General features: G+C 62.3%; 16 protein-coding genes. 9 read left to right on the top strand and 7 right to left on the bottom strand.

Features of this window, described 5'->3' with window-relative positions:
* The first annotated feature begins 158 nt into the window (after positions 1-158).
* From AMC88_RS02505 to AMC88_RS02490, 4 genes are all read left to right on the top strand, one after another.
* Complete coding sequence (locus tag AMC88_RS02505; RefSeq protein ID WP_016734907.1) at positions 159-1406, top strand: ROK family transcriptional regulator; 1248 nt, start codon at positions 159-161, stop codon at positions 1404-1406.
* Positions 1390-1863, top strand: a complete 474-nt coding sequence (locus tag AMC88_RS02500) for an RbsD/FucU family protein (protein WP_064824769.1) — start codon at positions 1390-1392, stop codon at positions 1861-1863. The genes AMC88_RS02505 and AMC88_RS02500 overlap by 17 nt, the downstream gene beginning before the upstream one ends.
* A 324-nt stretch (positions 1864-2187) precedes the next feature.
* Positions 2188-3465, top strand: coding sequence for a DUF892 family protein (locus tag AMC88_RS02495; protein WP_012482511.1), 1278 nt, complete (start codon positions 2188-2190; stop codon positions 3463-3465).
* A 265-nt stretch (positions 3466-3730) separates the two neighbouring features.
* Complete coding sequence (locus AMC88_RS02490) at positions 3731-4312, top strand: TetR/AcrR family transcriptional regulator (protein WP_064824768.1); 582 nt, start codon at positions 3731-3733, stop codon at positions 4310-4312.
* 28 nt (positions 4313-4340) lie between these two features.
* On the opposite strand, the gene AMC88_RS02485 is transcribed toward AMC88_RS02490, so the two are convergent.
* Positions 4341-5345, bottom strand: coding sequence for an NADP-dependent oxidoreductase (locus tag AMC88_RS02485; protein ID WP_064824767.1), 1005 nt, complete (start codon positions 5343-5345; stop codon positions 4341-4343).
* A gap of 428 nt (positions 5346-5773) precedes the next feature.
* On the opposite strand from AMC88_RS02485, the gene AMC88_RS02480 reads away from it, so the two are divergent.
* Entirely contained in the window at positions 5774-7321 is a 1548-nt protein-coding gene (locus AMC88_RS02480; protein ID WP_012482506.1) for a putative bifunctional diguanylate cyclase/phosphodiesterase, read from the top strand.
* A gap of 122 nt (positions 7322-7443) precedes the next feature.
* Here the strand turns inward: AMC88_RS02480 and AMC88_RS02475 are convergent, their stop codons facing one another.
* The gene (locus AMC88_RS02475; protein WP_012482505.1) at positions 7444-7944 is read right to left on the bottom strand and encodes a RidA family protein; all 501 of its coding nucleotides are present in this window, start codon (positions 7942-7944) and stop codon (positions 7444-7446) included.
* A 65-nt stretch (positions 7945-8009) separates the two neighbouring features.
* Positions 8010-8444 carry a cupin domain-containing protein gene (locus tag AMC88_RS02470; protein ID WP_012482504.1) on the bottom strand — a complete coding sequence of 145 codons (435 nt, stop codon included), beginning with the start codon at positions 8442-8444 and terminating at the stop codon, positions 8010-8012.
* 118 nt (positions 8445-8562) lie between these two features.
* Here AMC88_RS02470 and AMC88_RS02465 point away from each other — a divergent pair, with 118 nt between their 5' ends.
* The 4 genes from AMC88_RS02465 (at position 8563) to AMC88_RS02450 (ending at position 11660) form a co-directional block, all read left to right on the top strand.
* Complete coding sequence (locus AMC88_RS02465; protein WP_064824766.1) at positions 8563-10095, top strand: winged helix-turn-helix domain-containing tetratricopeptide repeat protein; 1533 nt, start codon at positions 8563-8565, stop codon at positions 10093-10095.
* A gap of 227 nt (positions 10096-10322) precedes the next feature.
* The gene (locus AMC88_RS02460) at positions 10323-10904 is read left to right on the top strand and encodes a TetR/AcrR family transcriptional regulator (RefSeq protein WP_010024680.1); all 582 of its coding nucleotides are present in this window, start codon (positions 10323-10325) and stop codon (positions 10902-10904) included.
* The gene (locus AMC88_RS02455) at positions 10901-11263 is read left to right on the top strand and encodes a nuclear transport factor 2 family protein (protein ID WP_012482502.1); all 363 of its coding nucleotides are present in this window, start codon (positions 10901-10903) and stop codon (positions 11261-11263) included. Before AMC88_RS02460 ends, AMC88_RS02455 begins: the two co-directional genes overlap by 4 nt.
* Positions 11256-11660, top strand: coding sequence for a TfoX/Sxy family protein (locus tag AMC88_RS02450; RefSeq protein ID WP_041683526.1), 405 nt, complete (start codon positions 11256-11258; stop codon positions 11658-11660). The genes AMC88_RS02455 and AMC88_RS02450 overlap by 8 nt, the downstream gene beginning before the upstream one ends.
* A gap of 81 nt (positions 11661-11741) precedes the next feature.
* Here the strand turns inward: AMC88_RS02450 and AMC88_RS02445 are convergent, their stop codons facing one another.
* From AMC88_RS02445 to AMC88_RS02430, 4 genes are all read right to left on the bottom strand, one after another.
* Positions 11742-12113, bottom strand: coding sequence for a hypothetical protein (locus AMC88_RS02445; RefSeq protein WP_064824765.1), 372 nt, complete (start codon positions 12111-12113; stop codon positions 11742-11744).
* A gap of 43 nt (positions 12114-12156) precedes the next feature.
* Positions 12157-13194 (bottom strand): proline racemase family protein, encoded by a 1038-nt coding sequence (locus AMC88_RS02440; RefSeq protein WP_012482499.1) that lies wholly within the window; start codon positions 13192-13194, stop codon positions 12157-12159.
* 35 nt (positions 13195-13229) lie between these two features.
* Entirely contained in the window at positions 13230-14480 is a 1251-nt protein-coding gene (locus AMC88_RS02435; protein ID WP_012482498.1) for an NAD(P)/FAD-dependent oxidoreductase, read from the bottom strand.
* An 84-nt stretch (positions 14481-14564) separates the two neighbouring features.
* A complete protein-coding gene (locus AMC88_RS02430; protein ID WP_064824764.1) occupies positions 14565-15842 on the bottom strand; it encodes an alpha/beta hydrolase in 1278 nt (425 codons plus the stop codon).
* Positions 15843-16154 lie beyond the last annotated feature (312 nt).

Raw genomic sequence — 16154 nt, 5'->3', positions numbered from 1 at the left:
TTCGATGTGGCATGCTCAATCGCATTAGGATGTACGGTACCGCGCCTTTTCAAACGCAGAGAATGGCCGCCTTACCGCTTTCAGCTGCTGCACAATCCCCTTGGATCGCTTCCGATCCGGGGAACCGTGCAAGAGGCCAACGCTCGGGAGGAGCGGCCATGTCGTCTTTGGATGGGCCGGAACACACACCGGTCCCGCCGCCCATTCTCAATCCGGCCGGGGGCGCGAACCAGGTCAGGGTGCGCGCCTATAACGAACGGCTCGTGCTGTCGCTGGTGCGCCTCTACGGCGCGCTGTCGAAGGCCGATATCGCGCGCCGCAGCGGGCTGTCGGCGCAGACCGTCTCGGTCATCATGCGGGTGCTGGAAAAAGAGGGGCTGCTATCGCGCGGGGCGCCGGTGCGCGGCCGGGTCGGCCAGCCGTCGATCCCGATGCATCTCAATCCCGACGCCGTCTATTCCTTCGGGCTCAAGATAGGCCGTCGCAGCGCCGATCTGGTGCTGATGGATTTCGTCGGCCGCATCCGCATGCAGCTGCACCAGACCTATGCCTATCCGCTGCCGGACGAAATTCTCGCCTTCGTCACCTCGGGCATCGCGGAGATCGAGAGCAGGCTCGACGACAAGCAGCGCAGCCGTATCGCCGGCCTCGGCATCGCAGCTCCGTTCGAGCTCTGGAATTGGGCCGAGGAAGTCGGCGCGCCGCCGGGCGCCATGGAGGTCTGGCGGGATGTCGACCTGCAGGCCGATATCGCCGCCCGTGTCTCCCATCCTGTTTTCCTGCAGAACGATGCCACCAGCGCCTGCGGCGCCGAGCTCGTCTTCGGCGTCGGCCCCTCCTATCCCGACTTCGTCTATTTCTTCATCGGCTCCTTCATCGGCGGCGGCATCGTGCTCAATTCGGCGATCTTTTCCGGCCGTACCGGCACGGCGGGCGCCATCGGGCCGCTGCCCGTGCGCGACAGAAACGGCGAAACCAAGCAGTTGCTCGAGATCGCCTCGATCTTCGTATTGGAAAACATGCTGCGCGAACGCGGCATCGATCCCGAACCGCTCTGGTATTCCGCCGACGACTGGGTGGATTTCGGCGCGCCGATGGAGATCTGGATCCAGGATAGCGCCAAGGCGCTGGCCCAGGCGATCGTTGCGGCCGCCTCGATCGTCGATTTCAGCGCTGCCGTCATCGATGGCGGCTTTCCCCATTGGGTGCGCAGCCGCGTCGTGCAGGCGACGATCGACGAAGCCGCCAAGCTCGACCTGCAGGGCGTCGTCATGCCCGAGATCATCGAGGGCGCGGTCGGCGCGCAGGCGCGCGCCATCGGCGGCGCCAGCCTGCCGATCTTTTCGCGTTACCTCACAGACCAGAACGTACTCTTCAAGGAGATAGACCATGCTGAAGGGACTTGATCCGCTTCTGAGCCCGGAATTGCTGTTCACGCTGCGCGCCATGGGCCACGGCGACGAGATCGCCATCGTCGACGGCAATTATCCCGGGGTCGAACATGCCCGCCGGCTGATCCGACTCGACGGCCATCGCCTCATTCCGGTGCTCAACGCCGTGCTCAGCGTGCTGCCGATCGACGATTTCGTGCCCGAGGCGATCTTCCGCTCGACCGTCAAGGCTGAGCGCGACAAGCTCGATCCGGTGCATGAGGAGATGATCGACTGCTGCGCGGTGCACGAGCCGCACCGGCAGGTGGTGCCGCTCGTCGGCCAGGATTTCTACGGCCGGGTGAAGGCCGCCCATGCGGTGATCCAGACCAGCGAACCCAGGCTCTATGCCAACATCGTCCTGCGCAAGGGCGTGATCTATCCGAAAGAGCCGGGCACGCAGGCGGCCGAGGTCGATCCCTTCGTTTACTAGCCAAGGATCTGGTCCCGCCGTTCAAGCCACGATTTCGCTGCGCGTCTGCCTAGACGCGCGGCGCAGCTGCCGATCCGGCCAGCCGCGGCTGTCCGCATTCCCACGCCCTATTTGCTGCGCGAGTATCGATGATCCCGTCGAGGAAGCCAGCATGTGATGGGGCTCCTTATCATGGGGTACGTCCGCACAGGCAATGCCTGCCTCCGAAGCGGCACCGACCGGTGTGGGCTGATGAGGACGCAATCCGATGCGCCGGCAGCAGCCACAGATGGGGAACATTCCTGCGATAGGTCGGTTAGTCGCCATCCAACCAGGAGGAACCCCATGTATCACCACGTAAAAAAGCTCATGTATACCGTTCGGGTTGACGAACCTGATCCAAAATTCGGCAATATGCTGCTTGAGCAGTTCGGCGGCGCAAACGGTGAACTCGCGGCGGCCATGCAATACTCCATTCAAGGCTTGAATTGCGAGGATCCCGGTCGGAAGGACCTCCTGATGGACATCGGGACCGAAGAACTCAGCCACCTCGAGATCGTCGGTACTCTTGCGAGAATGCACCTCAAGCCGTTGAAGTCGGTCAGAGAGGAGGCCGAAGCCGACCCGCTGATCGCCATTGCAGGCGGCGGTGGCGTGAACCTTTTCAATTCGATGGGAAACCCCTGGACGGCCGATTATCTGAAAATAACAGGCGAGCTGGATGTGGATCTGCGAAGCAACATAGCCGCGGAGGCACGCGCCAAGATCGTCTACGAACGCCTGATCGACTTCTGCCGCGATCCGGGAACCAAGGATGCCCTACAGTTCCTGATGACGAGAGAGATCACCCATATGCGTGCTTTCGCGCTGGCCCTCGAAAGCATGGGCAAGCCGCCGCTGAGCGTCGGCAGGATTGCGCCGACAGCAGGACTGGTCGATCAGTTCTTCAACGATTCCACGGGTCAAGGGGATTTGGGTGAGGTTGACACCCGCGGTCCATGGAATGAAGGAGAACCCTGGGAATTCGTGGAGGCGCCGGCCTTCCAGGATCTCCCGGGCGCTGAAAACGGCGGAAGGGCAATCCGCGCTCAAAGCGCTCCCCCTGAAGGAGCAGAAGCGATTCAGGAGGTCCTTGTGGATGAGCTCCGTGACCTGCTGCATGCGGAGAAGCAGCTGCTGAAGGCGCTTCCCAAGATGCAGAAAGCCGCGCGGACGCAGCAGCTCCAGACCTTGCTGCGCAACCATCTTGCCGAGACGGAGGCGCAGGTCGAGCGTTTGAACGAATGTCTGCGCATCCTTGGCACCTCGGCTCGCGCCAAGCCATGCAAGGGCATGGCCGGCCTGGTGGAGGAAGGCGAGGAAGTGATGGCGGAAGGCAAGAAGAAGGAAGACGCTCCCGCTGATCTGGCTTTGATCGGAGCGGCGTTGCGGGTCGAGCACTACGAGATTGCCGCCTACACCACCGCTCGCAATATGGCACTTCAACTTGGGCAGCCGGCGGTCGCGCAATTGCTAACGCTGTCGCTGGGTGAAGAGCAGAATGCCGGCCAGTTGCTGGATCAGGTTGCCCAACCGCTGATGTCGGCGGCGAGAATGCCAAGTAGCGTCCTTCTGACAGTTTAGCCGTGCGGAGCGAGGAACGCGTGGCTACCACCTACGACGCGGCAACGATCTGAGGCCCATGCCGAGAGGCGCTTTTTCCCGCATTCAAAGTTGCTGAAGATGGCACCGCGCGTAAAAAACACGCGGTGCCATCTGCATGAAGTGCGTCGCCGTCACAACGGAACGCCGTTGTGGACCGCCCATATTAATGATGCACATCATCAATATGTAAGCTATAATGACGACCGCAATCATAGCTGGAAATGGCCGTTGAAAGGACCGTGACGTGCGGATCACCAAGGAACAGAAGCAGGAAAACTACGACCGGATTATCGCCACCGCGTCAGAGCTGTTTCGCGAGCGTGGATTCGATGGCGTGGGCGTCGCGGAATTGATGGAGCGCGCGGGGCTCACCCATGGCGGCTTCTACAATCACTTCCGCTCCAAGGAGGAACTGATCGCCGAATCGACCGAGAACGGGTTGGACGAGACCTTGCAGCGCTATGCCGGTTACGACGTCCTCGACGTCATGGAGCTTTATCTCGCACGCGATCACCGGGATGGGCGCGGCCAGGGGTGCACGGCCGCAGCACTGAGTTGCGATGCCGCCCGACAGCCTGAGACAACCAAGGCCGTTTTCGCTGCAGGAATAGACAAGCTGGTGCGCGCGGTGGAGGGTGGCATTGCGCAACGTCACGCTTCCGGCGCCGGCGGGCGCGCCCAAGCCATCGCCATTCTCGCTCAGGCCGTTGGCGCCATCGTGCTTTCGAGGGCCTGCCCGGACGATTCCCCCCTGGCTGACGAACTGCTCGACGCCTGCCGCGCCGATTGCCGCGACGCCATTGAGAACCGGATGCGGCAACGATAGGGCCACGCATCCGCCGGCGCGATGTTCGTCAATTCGCGACGGCGATGACCACCTTGCCTTTGGCTCGCCCGGTCTCGACATAGGCCAGCGCATCCTCCGTCTTCTCAAACGGGAACACCTTGTCGACGACCGGCCGGATCACGCCTTGTTCGATCAGGCGGGCAATCTCACCCAGCTGCCGCCCCTCGGCGCGCATGAACAGGAATGAATAAGCGACGCCGAGACGCTTGGCCTTTCTGCGAACTCCTCGGCTGAGCAGCCACAGTACCAGCTTCAGGAACAGATTGAGGCCGAGCTCCCTGGCGAATGCCGGATCGGGCGGACCGGAAATAGAAATGAGCCGGCCACCCGGCTCCAGCACGCCCAGCGACTTTTCGAGCGTCTTCGGATCCTGGCTGTTCAGCACCAGATCGTAGCCCGACAAGATCTTTTCGAAATCCTGCGTCTTGTAGTCGATGACCACGTCCGCCCCGAGACTTCTCGCCAGCTCGGCATTTTCAGCACTCGTCGTCGTCGCAACCGCCGCGCCGAGGTGTTTGGCGAGCTGAATGGCGAACGTCCCGACACCGCCGGAACCGGCCTGAATGAAGACTTTCTGGCCGGGCTTTATCTTGCCCACCTCGACCAGCGCCTGCCAGGCGGTCAACCCGACAAGCGGGACGGACGCCGCTTCGCTCATGCTGAGGTTGCTTGGCTTCAGCGCCGCATCGGCTTCATTGATGGCAATGAATTCGGCGAATGTCCCGACGCGATGATCACGCGGTCGTGCATAGACCTCGTCACCCACCTTGAACCGCCTCACCCTGGATCCGACTTTGACAACCGTCCCGGCAAGGTCATGCCCGAGGACGAAGGGCGGACGATAGGGAAGAATAAGCTTGAACTCCCCGTCCCTGACCTTGGAGTCCAGCTGGTTCACGGCGGTGGCCTTTATCCGCACGAGCACGTCATTATCCTGCAGTTCCGGTTCCGGCAGGCTGGCGAGGCGCAGAGCGCCCTTCTTCTTGTACTTGTCAACGACGAATGCCTTCACGGGGCCTTCTCCTGTTGCGGCGTCAGGTATCGAGGAAACGATAAAGCCATCGGCACTAATCGGCGTGGACCTCAAGTGGCAGAAGACGACCCTCGTTCCGCCAATCTTTAATGACGTTTATCATCATAAATGTTTAATGATATCCATCATCAAAGTTGTCAAGCAGATATTTCTGAAACCAGCGCCTCATGCGAATTGCGGCAACCTGTCCGTTGCGCGCAGCGAAACGCATGCACCTTCGGCCAGGCAACCCACCATTAACCTTCGAGGTTCAAAGATATGTTTGGAGGTGCCGGTGCGCTTGGTCGATGCCGGCGAGCCGACCTCTCAACTCCGCCCGAATGAATTGTGGCGGTTCGACCACCGCCGGGGACGATGCGGTTCTGCGAGCCGGCCATGAGGGCTCTTCACCTAACAGGAGCCGTTCTATGCCCCGCATCCGACCGACCAGACCCCAGATGGAGATATTGGGTTGGCTCGCGATCTTCCTGCTTCTCTTCTGCCTCTCCTGGCGCTTCCAATGGCATGAGGAGCTGGATGAGTTTATCGAGCGGCATCACCGCTATCCGCTGGACCATGCGCTGCTTGCCCTGAATATCTCCGGGTTTTTGGGACTCATCTATTCCGCACTCAGGATCCGGGATCTTTCGAGAGAAGTCGCTCGCAGGCTGCAGGCCGAGAAGAATGTTGACTGGATTGCCTGCCACGACACGCTGACCGAGCTGCCGAACCGCAGATTTCTGGAATCCGTATGCGCGCGGGCGATGAACGAACGAACGGCAGAAGAAGCCTATGCCGTGTTCAGCATCGATCTCGACGGCTTCAAGAAGGTCAACGATCTCCTGGGGCACGATCACGGTGACGCTGTGCTCAAGACCGTCGCCCAGCGGCTCTCGTCGCTCTTCCCTCGCGATCACGTTTTTCGCCTCGGGGGAGATGAGTTTGTGATTCTGGCGCGGCGGGTCGGAAATGCCGATCTTGTCGCCTTGGGAAACCGCATCGTCAGTGCGATCGGAAAGCCGTTCACCTTCAACGGTGCTGCCGTCGATCTCGGCGCCAGTGTCGGCTTTGCACTTTATCCCGAGAATGGCGATGAGCTCGGCCAAGTCATCCGGCATTCGGATTGCGCGATGTATGTCGCGAAAAAGCAGGGCCGCAATCTGGTGAAGCCCTTCGTGCCTTCGATGCAGGACGAGCTGGCGAAGCGGATCCGGACAGAAGGCGATCTGCGGGCGGCCATCCGGAAAGCTGAGATCGTTCCCTATTACCAACCGCTCGTGGACCTCAAGGCGAACAAGATCATCGGCTTCGAGGCGCTGGCGCGCTGGAAAACGGCCTCCGGCGAATTCATCCCGCCGAGCGAATTCATTCCGGTCGCGGAGGAAGCCGGGCTGATCGTCGAATTGACGGACCAGCTGCTTCGCAGGGCCTGCACCGATGCGCTCTCCTGGCCAAGCGAGCTTGTCCTGTCCTTCAATCTTTCTCCGATCCAACTGAGCGACCGGTTGCTCGGCTTACGAATTCTGAAGATTTTGGGCGATGTCGGCCTGCCCGCGCACAGGGTGGAGCTTGAGGTGACGGAGAGCGCCATCATCCAGGACGCGGTTACCGCACGGATTGTTCTCGACGATCTGGTGAATGCCGGGGTCAGGATTGCTCTCGATGATTTCGGAACGGGCTTTTCCAGCCTCTCCCAGCTGTCCAGCTACCGGTTCGACAAGATCAAGATCGACAGGAGTTTCGTCGCCTCGTTCGAGACCAATGACAAGCAGGACAAGGTGATCAAGGCCATCATCGCGCTCGGCGCCGGACTGGGCGTGGCGATTACTGCCGAAGGCATCGAAGAAGAGAGCCAACTCCAGCGGCTTCAGGACCTCGGCTGCGACATCGGCCAGGGATACCTCCTGGGCAGGCCTGCGCCCATCGAGGAGATCGCCGCAGATCAAGCCGGGGGCAGGATTCTGCAGCGGCGTTGATGGGATGATGCGATCTTGGATCGGGCCGAAAGAGGCTCGATCAAGCGCGGTGCAGATCGTGCAACAGCCCCTTGCGCCCGGCAACGCCGCCTTTTCTCCACGTTGATCGTGAGGGCTCCGACCTAACCCGCACCCGGAGATTTACCGTCGATTTCGACTTCCGCTTCGCAATTCACCGGCGCATTCAGCGGGATGGCCATGCCGATAGACGAGCGGGCGTGCGCGCCGACATCTGGACCATAGAGCTCCAGGATCAGGTCGGAATAGCCGTTTGTGACCAGCGGCGTCTCATTGAACCCTGGCGCAACATTCACCATGGCGAAAACGCGCAGCCACGCCGTGACCCGGTCGAGATCTCCGAGAGCCCGCTTGAGGCTGGCGAGATGGGCCAGGGCAACCAGCCGCGCCGACGCGTAACCCTGCTCCGGAGAAACCTCGGCGCCGACCTTGCCCAGCGGCTTTGCCAAGGTCCCATCCGGGTTGCAGGCGACATGACCCGAGATATACGCGCGGGTGCCGCGCACCCGTACCCAGGCAAAGGGCAGTTTCAGGCCGTCGCGAACCTTCAAAGGTTCGGGCAATTGCAGACCCATTTCGGCCAGACGTTGTTCGATGATGGCCATAATGCACCTCCCATGCGATTAGATCGCGCAAAGCGGACAGGGGTTTTGCGATAGCGACACGCGTCTTACGGCACGATCTCGTCAAGCTCCTGCATCAGAACGACGCTCTCGTTCGCCGCCGGATCGTTGCGGGCGCCGAGGAATTCGGCGTCTTCCGGGCTGCGATTGACGGCCACGTGCGGAACGCCGGCCGGAATGAACAGGTAGTCACCGGGGCGGACCAGTTCGCAGCGTTCGAGCTTCGCCCCTGACCAGATTTCGATCTCCTGGCCGCTGGTCATGAGAAGGGCGGTTTCGTGTCCCTCGTGGCGATGGGCGCTGGTACGCCTGCCTGCGGGCAGCGAAATCGTCCCGAGCCACAGCATCGTCGATCCGACGCTCTGTGCCGAGACGCCCGACCGGTAGACGGATCCCTGCTGCGCGACATGGCTGCCGCTGCCGCTCACGACTTTAGCGGTTCCTGCATAAGGATTTTTCGGTTGCGTTGCCTGGTTCGTCATCGCGCTCACCGTTTCGACCGTTGCATGGGAGCAGACTCTGCGTGCTCGGCCGCCGCAAGTCCTGAAGAGCGGCCGAAAAATTCCGAAAAACGGCGAAACTGGCGTATCATAGCCGGCCATGAACACCCCGCACCTCGCATTCGGCCACTTCGAGTTCATCGCCGAGAATGGATGCCTGCTTCGTGACGATCGGCCTGTCGCCGTTGGCGCCCGCGGCGCTTCGCTGCTTGCCGTTCTGCTGGCGGCACAAGGGGGCGTCGTCGCCAAATCGGCGCTGATAGATGCCGTTTGGCCGGGATTGGCCATCGAGGAAAGTAATCTTTCCGTTCAGATTGCTGCCCTTCGCAAGCTGCTCGGCCCCGCACCGGACGGCGGCGAATGGATCATCACCGTCCCACGGGTCGGCTACAGGTTTTCCGGCCGGGTGGAGAGCGCAAGCGAGGGGACCGACAGCGGGTGGCATGCGCAAGCCGGATCGAAGCTGGGGATCGCGGTCCTGCCGTTCGACAATCTGGGCGGCGATGCCGAGAAGCAATATCTGGCCGACGGTATCGCCGACGACCTGATCACAGCGCTCACCCGGTTCAGATGGCTGCGCGTCGCCTCACGCGGGGCGAGTTTCAAAGACAGGGCCGGCTCCAGGGATCCGCGCGCCGTCGGGCTCGAACTCGGTGTCAATTTTCTGGTGGATGGGGCTATCCGGTATACCGGCGACCGGATCCGGATATCGGTGCACCTCGCCGAGGCGGGCAAGGGCGCGACCGTCTGGTCCGAACATTACGATCTTCAGTTGGCCGAGATATTCGCGGTGCAAGACGCGATCGCCGAGCGGATCGCCGCTGCGGTCGAACCGGAGCTGCTGTTGCGCCATGGGCTTGCGGTCGCTCCCCACACCGGCAACATCACGGCCTGGGACCTTGTCCGGCAAGGCACGTTCAATTTCCACAAGGTCTCACGGCCGACCCACCTTCTGGCAAGACGATTTTTCCGCGAGGCCGCCGAGCTCGACCCCATGCTTCCGGAGGCGCAGATCTGGCGGGCGCGGGTCAATGCGGGCCTCATCGCCTACGGCTGGACGGACGATCCTGCCGCGGATGGTCAGGAAGGGCTAACTGCCGCCTTGCGGGCGATCTATCTCGACGCGCGAAACCCGTATTCGCATTATGCGCTGGCGATCGTGTCGGCCTATACGGGCCGAGCCGACCAGGCGATCCTCGCCGCGGAACGGTCGATCGAGCTCGGCTCGAGCTTCGCCCTCGGGCATCTCGTCCTTGGCATGGCGCGGCTCTTTTCCGGTGATGCGACCGGCGCACGCAAGCCTCTGTCGCGCGGCCTCGAACTCAATCCGCATGATCCGCAGAATGGCGTCTGGTTCAGCCTGCTGATGCTTGCACAGTACTTTTCGGGCGACGTCGAAGGGGCGCTCGACGTGGGGCGTGCGGCGCTAAAGGCGCGGCCCGACTGGCCGGCGCTGCTGCGCATACACGCGTGCTGCCATATGGCGCTCGGACATATTGAGCAGGCTCGCCGCTTTGCCGCTGCTGCCAGCAGCCTGCCGGAAGCCGCTGGCGATGCGCTTGGGCCGTTCAGAGAGGGCAACACGGAATGGGCGACCCGTCTTGAGCAGTTGCTGCGTGAGGCCGAACTTTAACACCGCCTCTGCCACCGTCAGTCTTGCCGGCGGGCTATGGGCGACGTCGTCCGGCCAGGACTTCTGCTCTGCCAACGTCATCCTGACCCATTCCGAAAGCGCGATGCAGCGCACCCGGCATAAGCAAATGCCACCGGATGAGAATTTTCGGAGAACCGACAAAAGGCGATCGCACTCGCATTCTTTATCAGTCATTCTAGAACGACCAATAAAGAATCGAGGCGAGTGTGGGCAGAACGCGGGAATTCGATGAGGAGGCGGTGCTGAAGGGAGCGATGCACGTCTTTCGCAAACACGGATATCAAGGTGCGTCGATCCGAGACCTCGAAGAGGCGACAGGCCTCAAAGGCGGAAGCATCTATCACGCCTTCGGCGACAAGGCCGGGCTCTTCGACGCGGCGTTCAGACATTACAATCGGGCGGTCCTGGAGGGGCGGCTCGAGCGGTTTGCGCCGCCGGGGAGCGGCCTTAAAGGCTTGCGCGAACTGTTCCTTTCACTGCTGCATGAGCCCGACAATGGCTCCCTGGGCTGCCTGATCACCAACATGGCTGTGGAGTTCGGCGGTGACGTCAAAACGCATCCCCGTGTCGAGGCAGCGCTCGGTCTTCTTCGCAGCACGTTCCGCTCGAGGCTCAGCGAGCCGCCGAGCTTGGCCCGAGACACGGACAGAACCAAGGCCGACAGGACAGCTGTCCGCCTCCTTGCCTTCTATCAAGGCCTGCTCGTGCTCATTCGCGGCGGCGAAGACAAGGCGAGCCTGCGGCAGGCGATCGAAGACGAATTCAATCAACTGGAGACACTGTTATGACGCCTGAGACGCTATGGAATCGATATGCGGCCATCTGGTCGCTGGACGCTGACGCACGCGAGCCGGAAATGCTGGCATGCCTCGCCGACGATGTGACCTATTGCGATCCGAATGGAGCGATCGCCGGGCGAGCCGGCCTCTCGGCTTACATGGCCGACTTCAAGGAGAGCGTACCGGCAGGCAGGTTCATAATATCGAGTGTCCTCCATCACAATGAACGTTCGCTGGCACGCTGGGAACTGCGCCACGAGGACGACACCGTCCTGCAAACGGGGACAAGCTTCGCGGCGATGTCCGATGGCCGGCTCAGCGCGATCACCGGCTTCTTCGATCCTCTGACAGGGCAGCACCATGGGTAGCGAGGCGACACGCAACCTGGCGCTCGAATTTGCGAGCCAGATCGCCCCACCGGGCGCCATCGATGTCCGGCGGTTCTTCGGCGGATCCGCCCTCGTCCGAAACGGCGCCCAGTTCGGGTTCGTCATGAAAGGCATATTGTATCTGCGCGTCGACGCCGCGATGCGCGCGGAGTTCGAGGCAGAAGGCTCGGAACCGTTCAGCTACCGCGCCGCCGGCCGGGAGGTGAGGGTTCGCCGCTACTATGCGGTGCCGGCGCTTGTGATCGACGATCCCTCGCTGCTGCGCAGGTGCTCGGAACGAGCATTTGAGGCGACCCTGCTGCCCGGCCGCAAACGCTCAAACACGATCCTCGCTGTCACCTCGAGAAAGAGGCTTGAAATGGCTGATGATCGATAGTGCGTGCGCATCAGCATGCGGCAGGCGCGCGTAAGTCGAAGAGGGGCGGATGTCTAAAGACTCGGCCGATTTAGGGGCAAGTCATTTAGCGGTCACCGACGCACAGTAGGTGAAATAACTCTCATACAAATCAGCCGAACCGCCTCCTATCGACCACTCCGATACGCTGACGTGGGTTCGGCCGGCTCCGGATCCGACAACCTCGATGATGGTCTGGAATTTATCCTGCGAACCCTGAAGGAACCTCACTTGTTTGGTATCGTCGTGGTCTTCGCGAAGCCAATACTGGCCAGACAGATACTGAGCTGCACAGCTGGCTATGGCTTTATAGTCGCCGCTCACTTCAACATCGGCAAAATGCTGGATTATAGGATCGCAGCCGCATAGCGGGATGGCGACCAATGATGCCGCCAAGCGCTTGCACCAGTTTCCCAGGACTATCGATTCGACCATGTATGTTTCCACGCTGGCCCAACGGCGCACTTTGGAGGAAGGCTCAGATCTCCCCCGCCGACGGCCCCCAGACATCCGTCAGTGCGAAGCCGCCGGGATGTGGGTCGAAGGGGTCGAGCGCCACCTGGGTCAGGCCGAAGGTGAAGCCGCGGCCGGTGATGGTGGGGATGACCGCCGGGCGGCCGGCAACCTCGGTCACCGCCTGCAGCCCGACCTCGAACTGCGAGCCGATGATCGATTTCGAGGTGAAGATGTCGCCGATTTTCGCCCTGCCGCGGGCATGGAGCGCGGCGAGATTGGCGGAATTGCCGGTGCCGCAGGGTGAGCGGTCGGCCCGGCCGGGCCACATGGTGGTGCAGGTGCGCACCGTGCCGTCGGCTTCGGTATCGCGGAACATGACATAGGCGACGCCCGAAATTGCCGGGATTTCGGGATGGACGACCTTGATGTCGCGGTTGATCAGCTCTTTCAGGATCATGCCGGCCTGGACGAGGCCGGCGGCATTGGCCTTCTCGATCGTGAGACCGATCTGGCCGACATCTACGAGGGCATAGAAGATGCCGCCGTAGCAGAGATCGGCTTTGATCTTGCCCCAATGCGGCGTGTCGATCGTGACATCGAGCTCATGCACGAAGGACGGCACCATGGTGAGCCGGACCTTTTCGCAGCGGCCGTCGCGGCAGGTCGCGGTCGCCTTGACGAGGCCGGCTGCGGTTTCGAGCGTGACGATCGTTTCCGGCTCCTGCATCTCGACAATGCCGGCTTCGAGCAGCGCCGTCGTCACGCAGATCGAGTTCGAGCCGGAGCTCGCATGCGCCTGGTCGGGCTGCAGGATGATGAAGGCGGCGTCCGCTTCCGGATGCCTTGCCGGCAGCAGCAGATTGACCGAGCCGATCGGAGCGCCGCGCGGCTCGAGGCAGAGGAAGCGTCGAAGCTCGTCGCCCTTCGGATCGGTGTTCAGCCAATGCAGCTGGGCGGCGATGGTATCGCCCGGGATCTTCGGTACGCCGCCGATCGCGACACGGCCGATCTCGCCCTCGGCATGGACATCCAGCAGCTGGATCGTGCGTTTCCATCTCATGTCGAAACCTCCGGTTCTGAAGCCACGATTCTCATTCAGTATCGGTCGATGCGGAACGGGCGCATGTCGACCGGCGGCTTAATGCCGCTCACCATATCGCCGATCAGCCGCGCTGTCGTCGGGGCATAGGTCAGGCCGAGATGGCCGTGGCCGGTCGCATAAAAAACACCCGGCATTTTCGACGACGGCGAAATGATCGGGATCGTATCGGGCAGCGCCGGGCGATGGCCCATCCAGTCCGTCGCCTCCTCGAGCTTCAGTCCGGGCAGCGCCCGCTGGGCGTGACGCACCAGCACCCGCGGCCGACGGAAGTCCGGCGCGGCATCGAGACCGGCGAGTTCGACATTGCCACCGACACGGATGCCGCCCGCCGTCGGCGTCACCATGAAGGCGCGCGCCGGCCAGATCATCGAATAGCGCATGGAGATGCCCGGCTTCATGATCTGGGTGTGATAGCCGCGCTCGGTTTCGAGCGGGATCGGCTCGCCGAGCTTTTCGGCTAGAAAACGGGTGTGGACACCGGCGGCGAGCACCACGGAATCGGCCTCGAGGCGGCCGCCATCTTCCAAGAGGACGACGACGGCGCCATCGCCCTTGCGCTCGATGTTCCTGACAGCGCCGGAGACAAAGGCCGTGCCCGCGGCCTTGGCCGCCTCGGCCAGCTTGACCACCAGTCGATAGGGATCGCGGATCGACTTGTTGTCGGGCAGCAGCACCGCCTTGGCGATGGCAGGCGAAAGGGCCGGCTCATAATATTGGATGGCGCCGTTGCTCAAGACCTCGAATTCGAGGCCATAGCGCTGCATCATGGCGAGGTGGCCGCGGTCGGCGGCAAATTCCGCTTCCGTCTCGTAAATCGCCAGACACCCCTCCTCCGTCATTAACTCGGAGGCGGCGATCGCCTGCAGCATTTGCCTGAAATCGCCGAGCGCACGCTCAGACAGGCTCATGCCGGCATCTTCGATTTGTCGGAGGCGCGACGGGCGGCCGGCGGCGAGGAAGCGCAGGAACCAGGGCAGCATTTTTGCTGCATAGGAGGGCCGCAGCCAGACCGGACCTTCGGGATCGAGCAGCCAGCGGGGCATTTTCTTCCAGGTCGAAGGACCGGACCCGGCGGCAAAATCGAGCGCGATGCTCGCCATATTGCCGAAGGAGGTGCCGCGTCCCGGCTCGCCCTTGTCGACCAGCGTCACCTGATGGCCACGCCGCTGCAAGTCGAAAGCAGTGGAGGCGCCGATCACCCCCGCGCCGACGACAACAACCCTCTTCTTCGTTTCTTCAGCCATGCCATCAACCCAACCGCACGGCAGACAAGAGCGCCGCTTCGTCAACCTGATATATCAGATCAGCGGTGATTGCCTACGGAATTTTCACTGGGTTTCAGGCAGGCCGGCGCCAACACTGTCGCCGACCGAACCGACGGTATTATCCACCGACTGGCCGAGACGCTTCAGCTGGGCGTCGTAATTGCGCCGCGTGCGCGGATCGAAGATGGCGATCGGCGTGCTGACGGCGACGCCGACGGCACTTCCGGCGGTCTGGGCAGCGCCCATCGCCACAGCGCCGACGGCCTCGCCGAGGCCGACATTGGAATCGGTGATCGTCTGGCCGGCGATCAGCCGGTCGCCGATCAGCTTCACCACTTCGGGGCTTTCGGCGAATTTGCCGTGGTTCAGCCGGTCGCCGCCCTTGAGCTTGGTGAGATCGAGCACGGTGATGCCGGCCGCTTCGAGCTTGCTGCGATAGGGCTCGGCCGAAGGGTCGATCTGGCCGAGGCGGTCGATATTGCCGGAGATGCGCCGCGACAGCGCCAAGGCGCGATCGTCCTGCGAGACGAAGATGGTGAAATGCGGCTTGTCCTTGCCGAGGCTTGCGAACTGGCGGCCGAAGACGTCGACATCGAGATCCGGCGAGGCGAGGATGACATTGTTGATCTTGCCGGCGACCTGGCCGTTGCGGATCGCCATCTGCCTGAGTGCTTCGACGGTGAGCCAGGTGCCCATCGAATGCGCCATTATGGTGATGTCGCCGACGGCGGGATTGGCGGCGGTCCGGGTCAGCAGTTCTTCCAGCGCGTCGCGGGAATAATTGGTGCTTTCCTTGTCGTAATTGTAATCGAAGATGCTGGCGCGCGAGGGCCAGGTGAAGACGACGGGTGCGACGTCGGCATGCGAATCATGGACGATCTGGGCGAAGCGGTAGACGGCGTCCTCATACCGATTGTTGAAACCATGCACGAAGACCAGCACGCGGCGGCTTTTCGGCATATGGGCCTTCAGCCAGCGCTCGCCCGCCCGCTCGCCTTCGAGCGGATCGACGGACACGGTGACGAAATCGCGCAAGGGATCGGCCGGCAACCGCTTTGGCCATTGCACCTGGCCGACCTTGCGATTGGCATCCGGCGGAATGGAGACATCGACGGCATTGACGGTGAGCCCGGTGCCGCGTTCGCCGGAGAAAAGCACGGCGGGATTGTCGTCGGCAGCCCGCGTCGTCGCCACCAAGAGATCGACCTTCGAGGTGCCGGGCGGCACCGTGCCGGCCGCCTGCATGACGCCGACCGGCCTGCCGCCGCAGCCGGCGAGCACAAGCGTTGCAACCAGAAGACCTGTCAGGGCCGCGTGCGGGGCGCGCCATTTGCCGATCATGACCAAACTCCAACCGGTGCGCGCATCGGACAGAGGGGCGCCCGCTCAAATAGTCCGACGACGCTCGCCGAGTCAAACCGCGTGGTGAAGAACCTGCTGGGAAAAAGAAAAGAGCCTGGCGCGGGAGGAGGTGCGCCAGGCTCTTGATCCTGACTGACAACTGGGAGGAGGAGTGTTGTCAGTCCGATGTAAGAGCGCTGGGAGGAGGAGTGCGCTGCTTACGGAGATATAGATAGCCCATTCATTTAATCGGGAATAGCGAAAATACCGCAATGCAGCAATGCAGCCAGCGCAATGCTTGCCCTCAAAACA

It is taken from the genome of Rhizobium phaseoli (assembly GCF_001664385.1).
Classification (GTDB): domain Bacteria; phylum Pseudomonadota; class Alphaproteobacteria; order Rhizobiales; family Rhizobiaceae; genus Rhizobium; species Rhizobium phaseoli.
The sequence above is the reverse complement of the archived record's forward strand: the minus strand, read 5'-3'. Positions and strand labels throughout refer to the sequence as shown.

Bases quoted from the DNA above. Each gene is read 5' to 3' on its own strand.
- AMC88_RS02505 (WP_016734907.1), top strand. From the start codon at position 159: ATGTCGTCTTTGGATGGGCCGGAACACACACCGGTCCCGCCGCCCATT.
- AMC88_RS02500 (WP_064824769.1), top strand. From the start codon at position 1,390: ATGCTGAAGGGACTTGATCCGCTTCTGAGCCCGGAATTGCTGTTCACG.
- AMC88_RS02495 (WP_012482511.1), top strand. From the start codon at position 2,188: ATGTATCACCACGTAAAAAAGCTCATGTATACCGTTCGGGTTGACGAA.
- AMC88_RS02480 (WP_012482506.1), top strand. From the start codon at position 5,774: ATGCCCCGCATCCGACCGACCAGACCCCAGATGGAGATATTGGGTTGG.
- AMC88_RS02475 (WP_012482505.1), bottom strand. From the start codon at position 7,944: ATGGCCATCATCGAACAACGTCTGGCCGAAATGGGTCTGCAATTGCCC.
- AMC88_RS02470 (WP_012482504.1), bottom strand. From the start codon at position 8,444: ATGACGAACCAGGCAACGCAACCGAAAAATCCTTATGCAGGAACCGCT.
- AMC88_RS02465 (WP_064824766.1), top strand. From the start codon at position 8,563: ATGAACACCCCGCACCTCGCATTCGGCCACTTCGAGTTCATCGCCGAG.
- AMC88_RS02455 (WP_012482502.1), top strand. From the start codon at position 10,901: ATGACGCCTGAGACGCTATGGAATCGATATGCGGCCATCTGGTCGCTG.
- AMC88_RS02450 (WP_041683526.1), top strand. From the start codon at position 11,256: ATGGGTAGCGAGGCGACACGCAACCTGGCGCTCGAATTTGCGAGCCAG.
- AMC88_RS02445 (WP_064824765.1), bottom strand. From the start codon at position 12,113: ATGGTCGAATCGATAGTCCTGGGAAACTGGTGCAAGCGCTTGGCGGCA.
- AMC88_RS02440 (WP_012482499.1), bottom strand. From the start codon at position 13,194: ATGAGATGGAAACGCACGATCCAGCTGCTGGATGTCCATGCCGAGGGC.
- AMC88_RS02435 (WP_012482498.1), bottom strand. From the start codon at position 14,480: ATGGCTGAAGAAACGAAGAAGAGGGTTGTTGTCGTCGGCGCGGGGGTG.
- AMC88_RS02430 (WP_064824764.1), bottom strand. From the start codon at position 15,842: ATGATCGGCAAATGGCGCGCCCCGCACGCGGCCCTGACAGGTCTTCTG.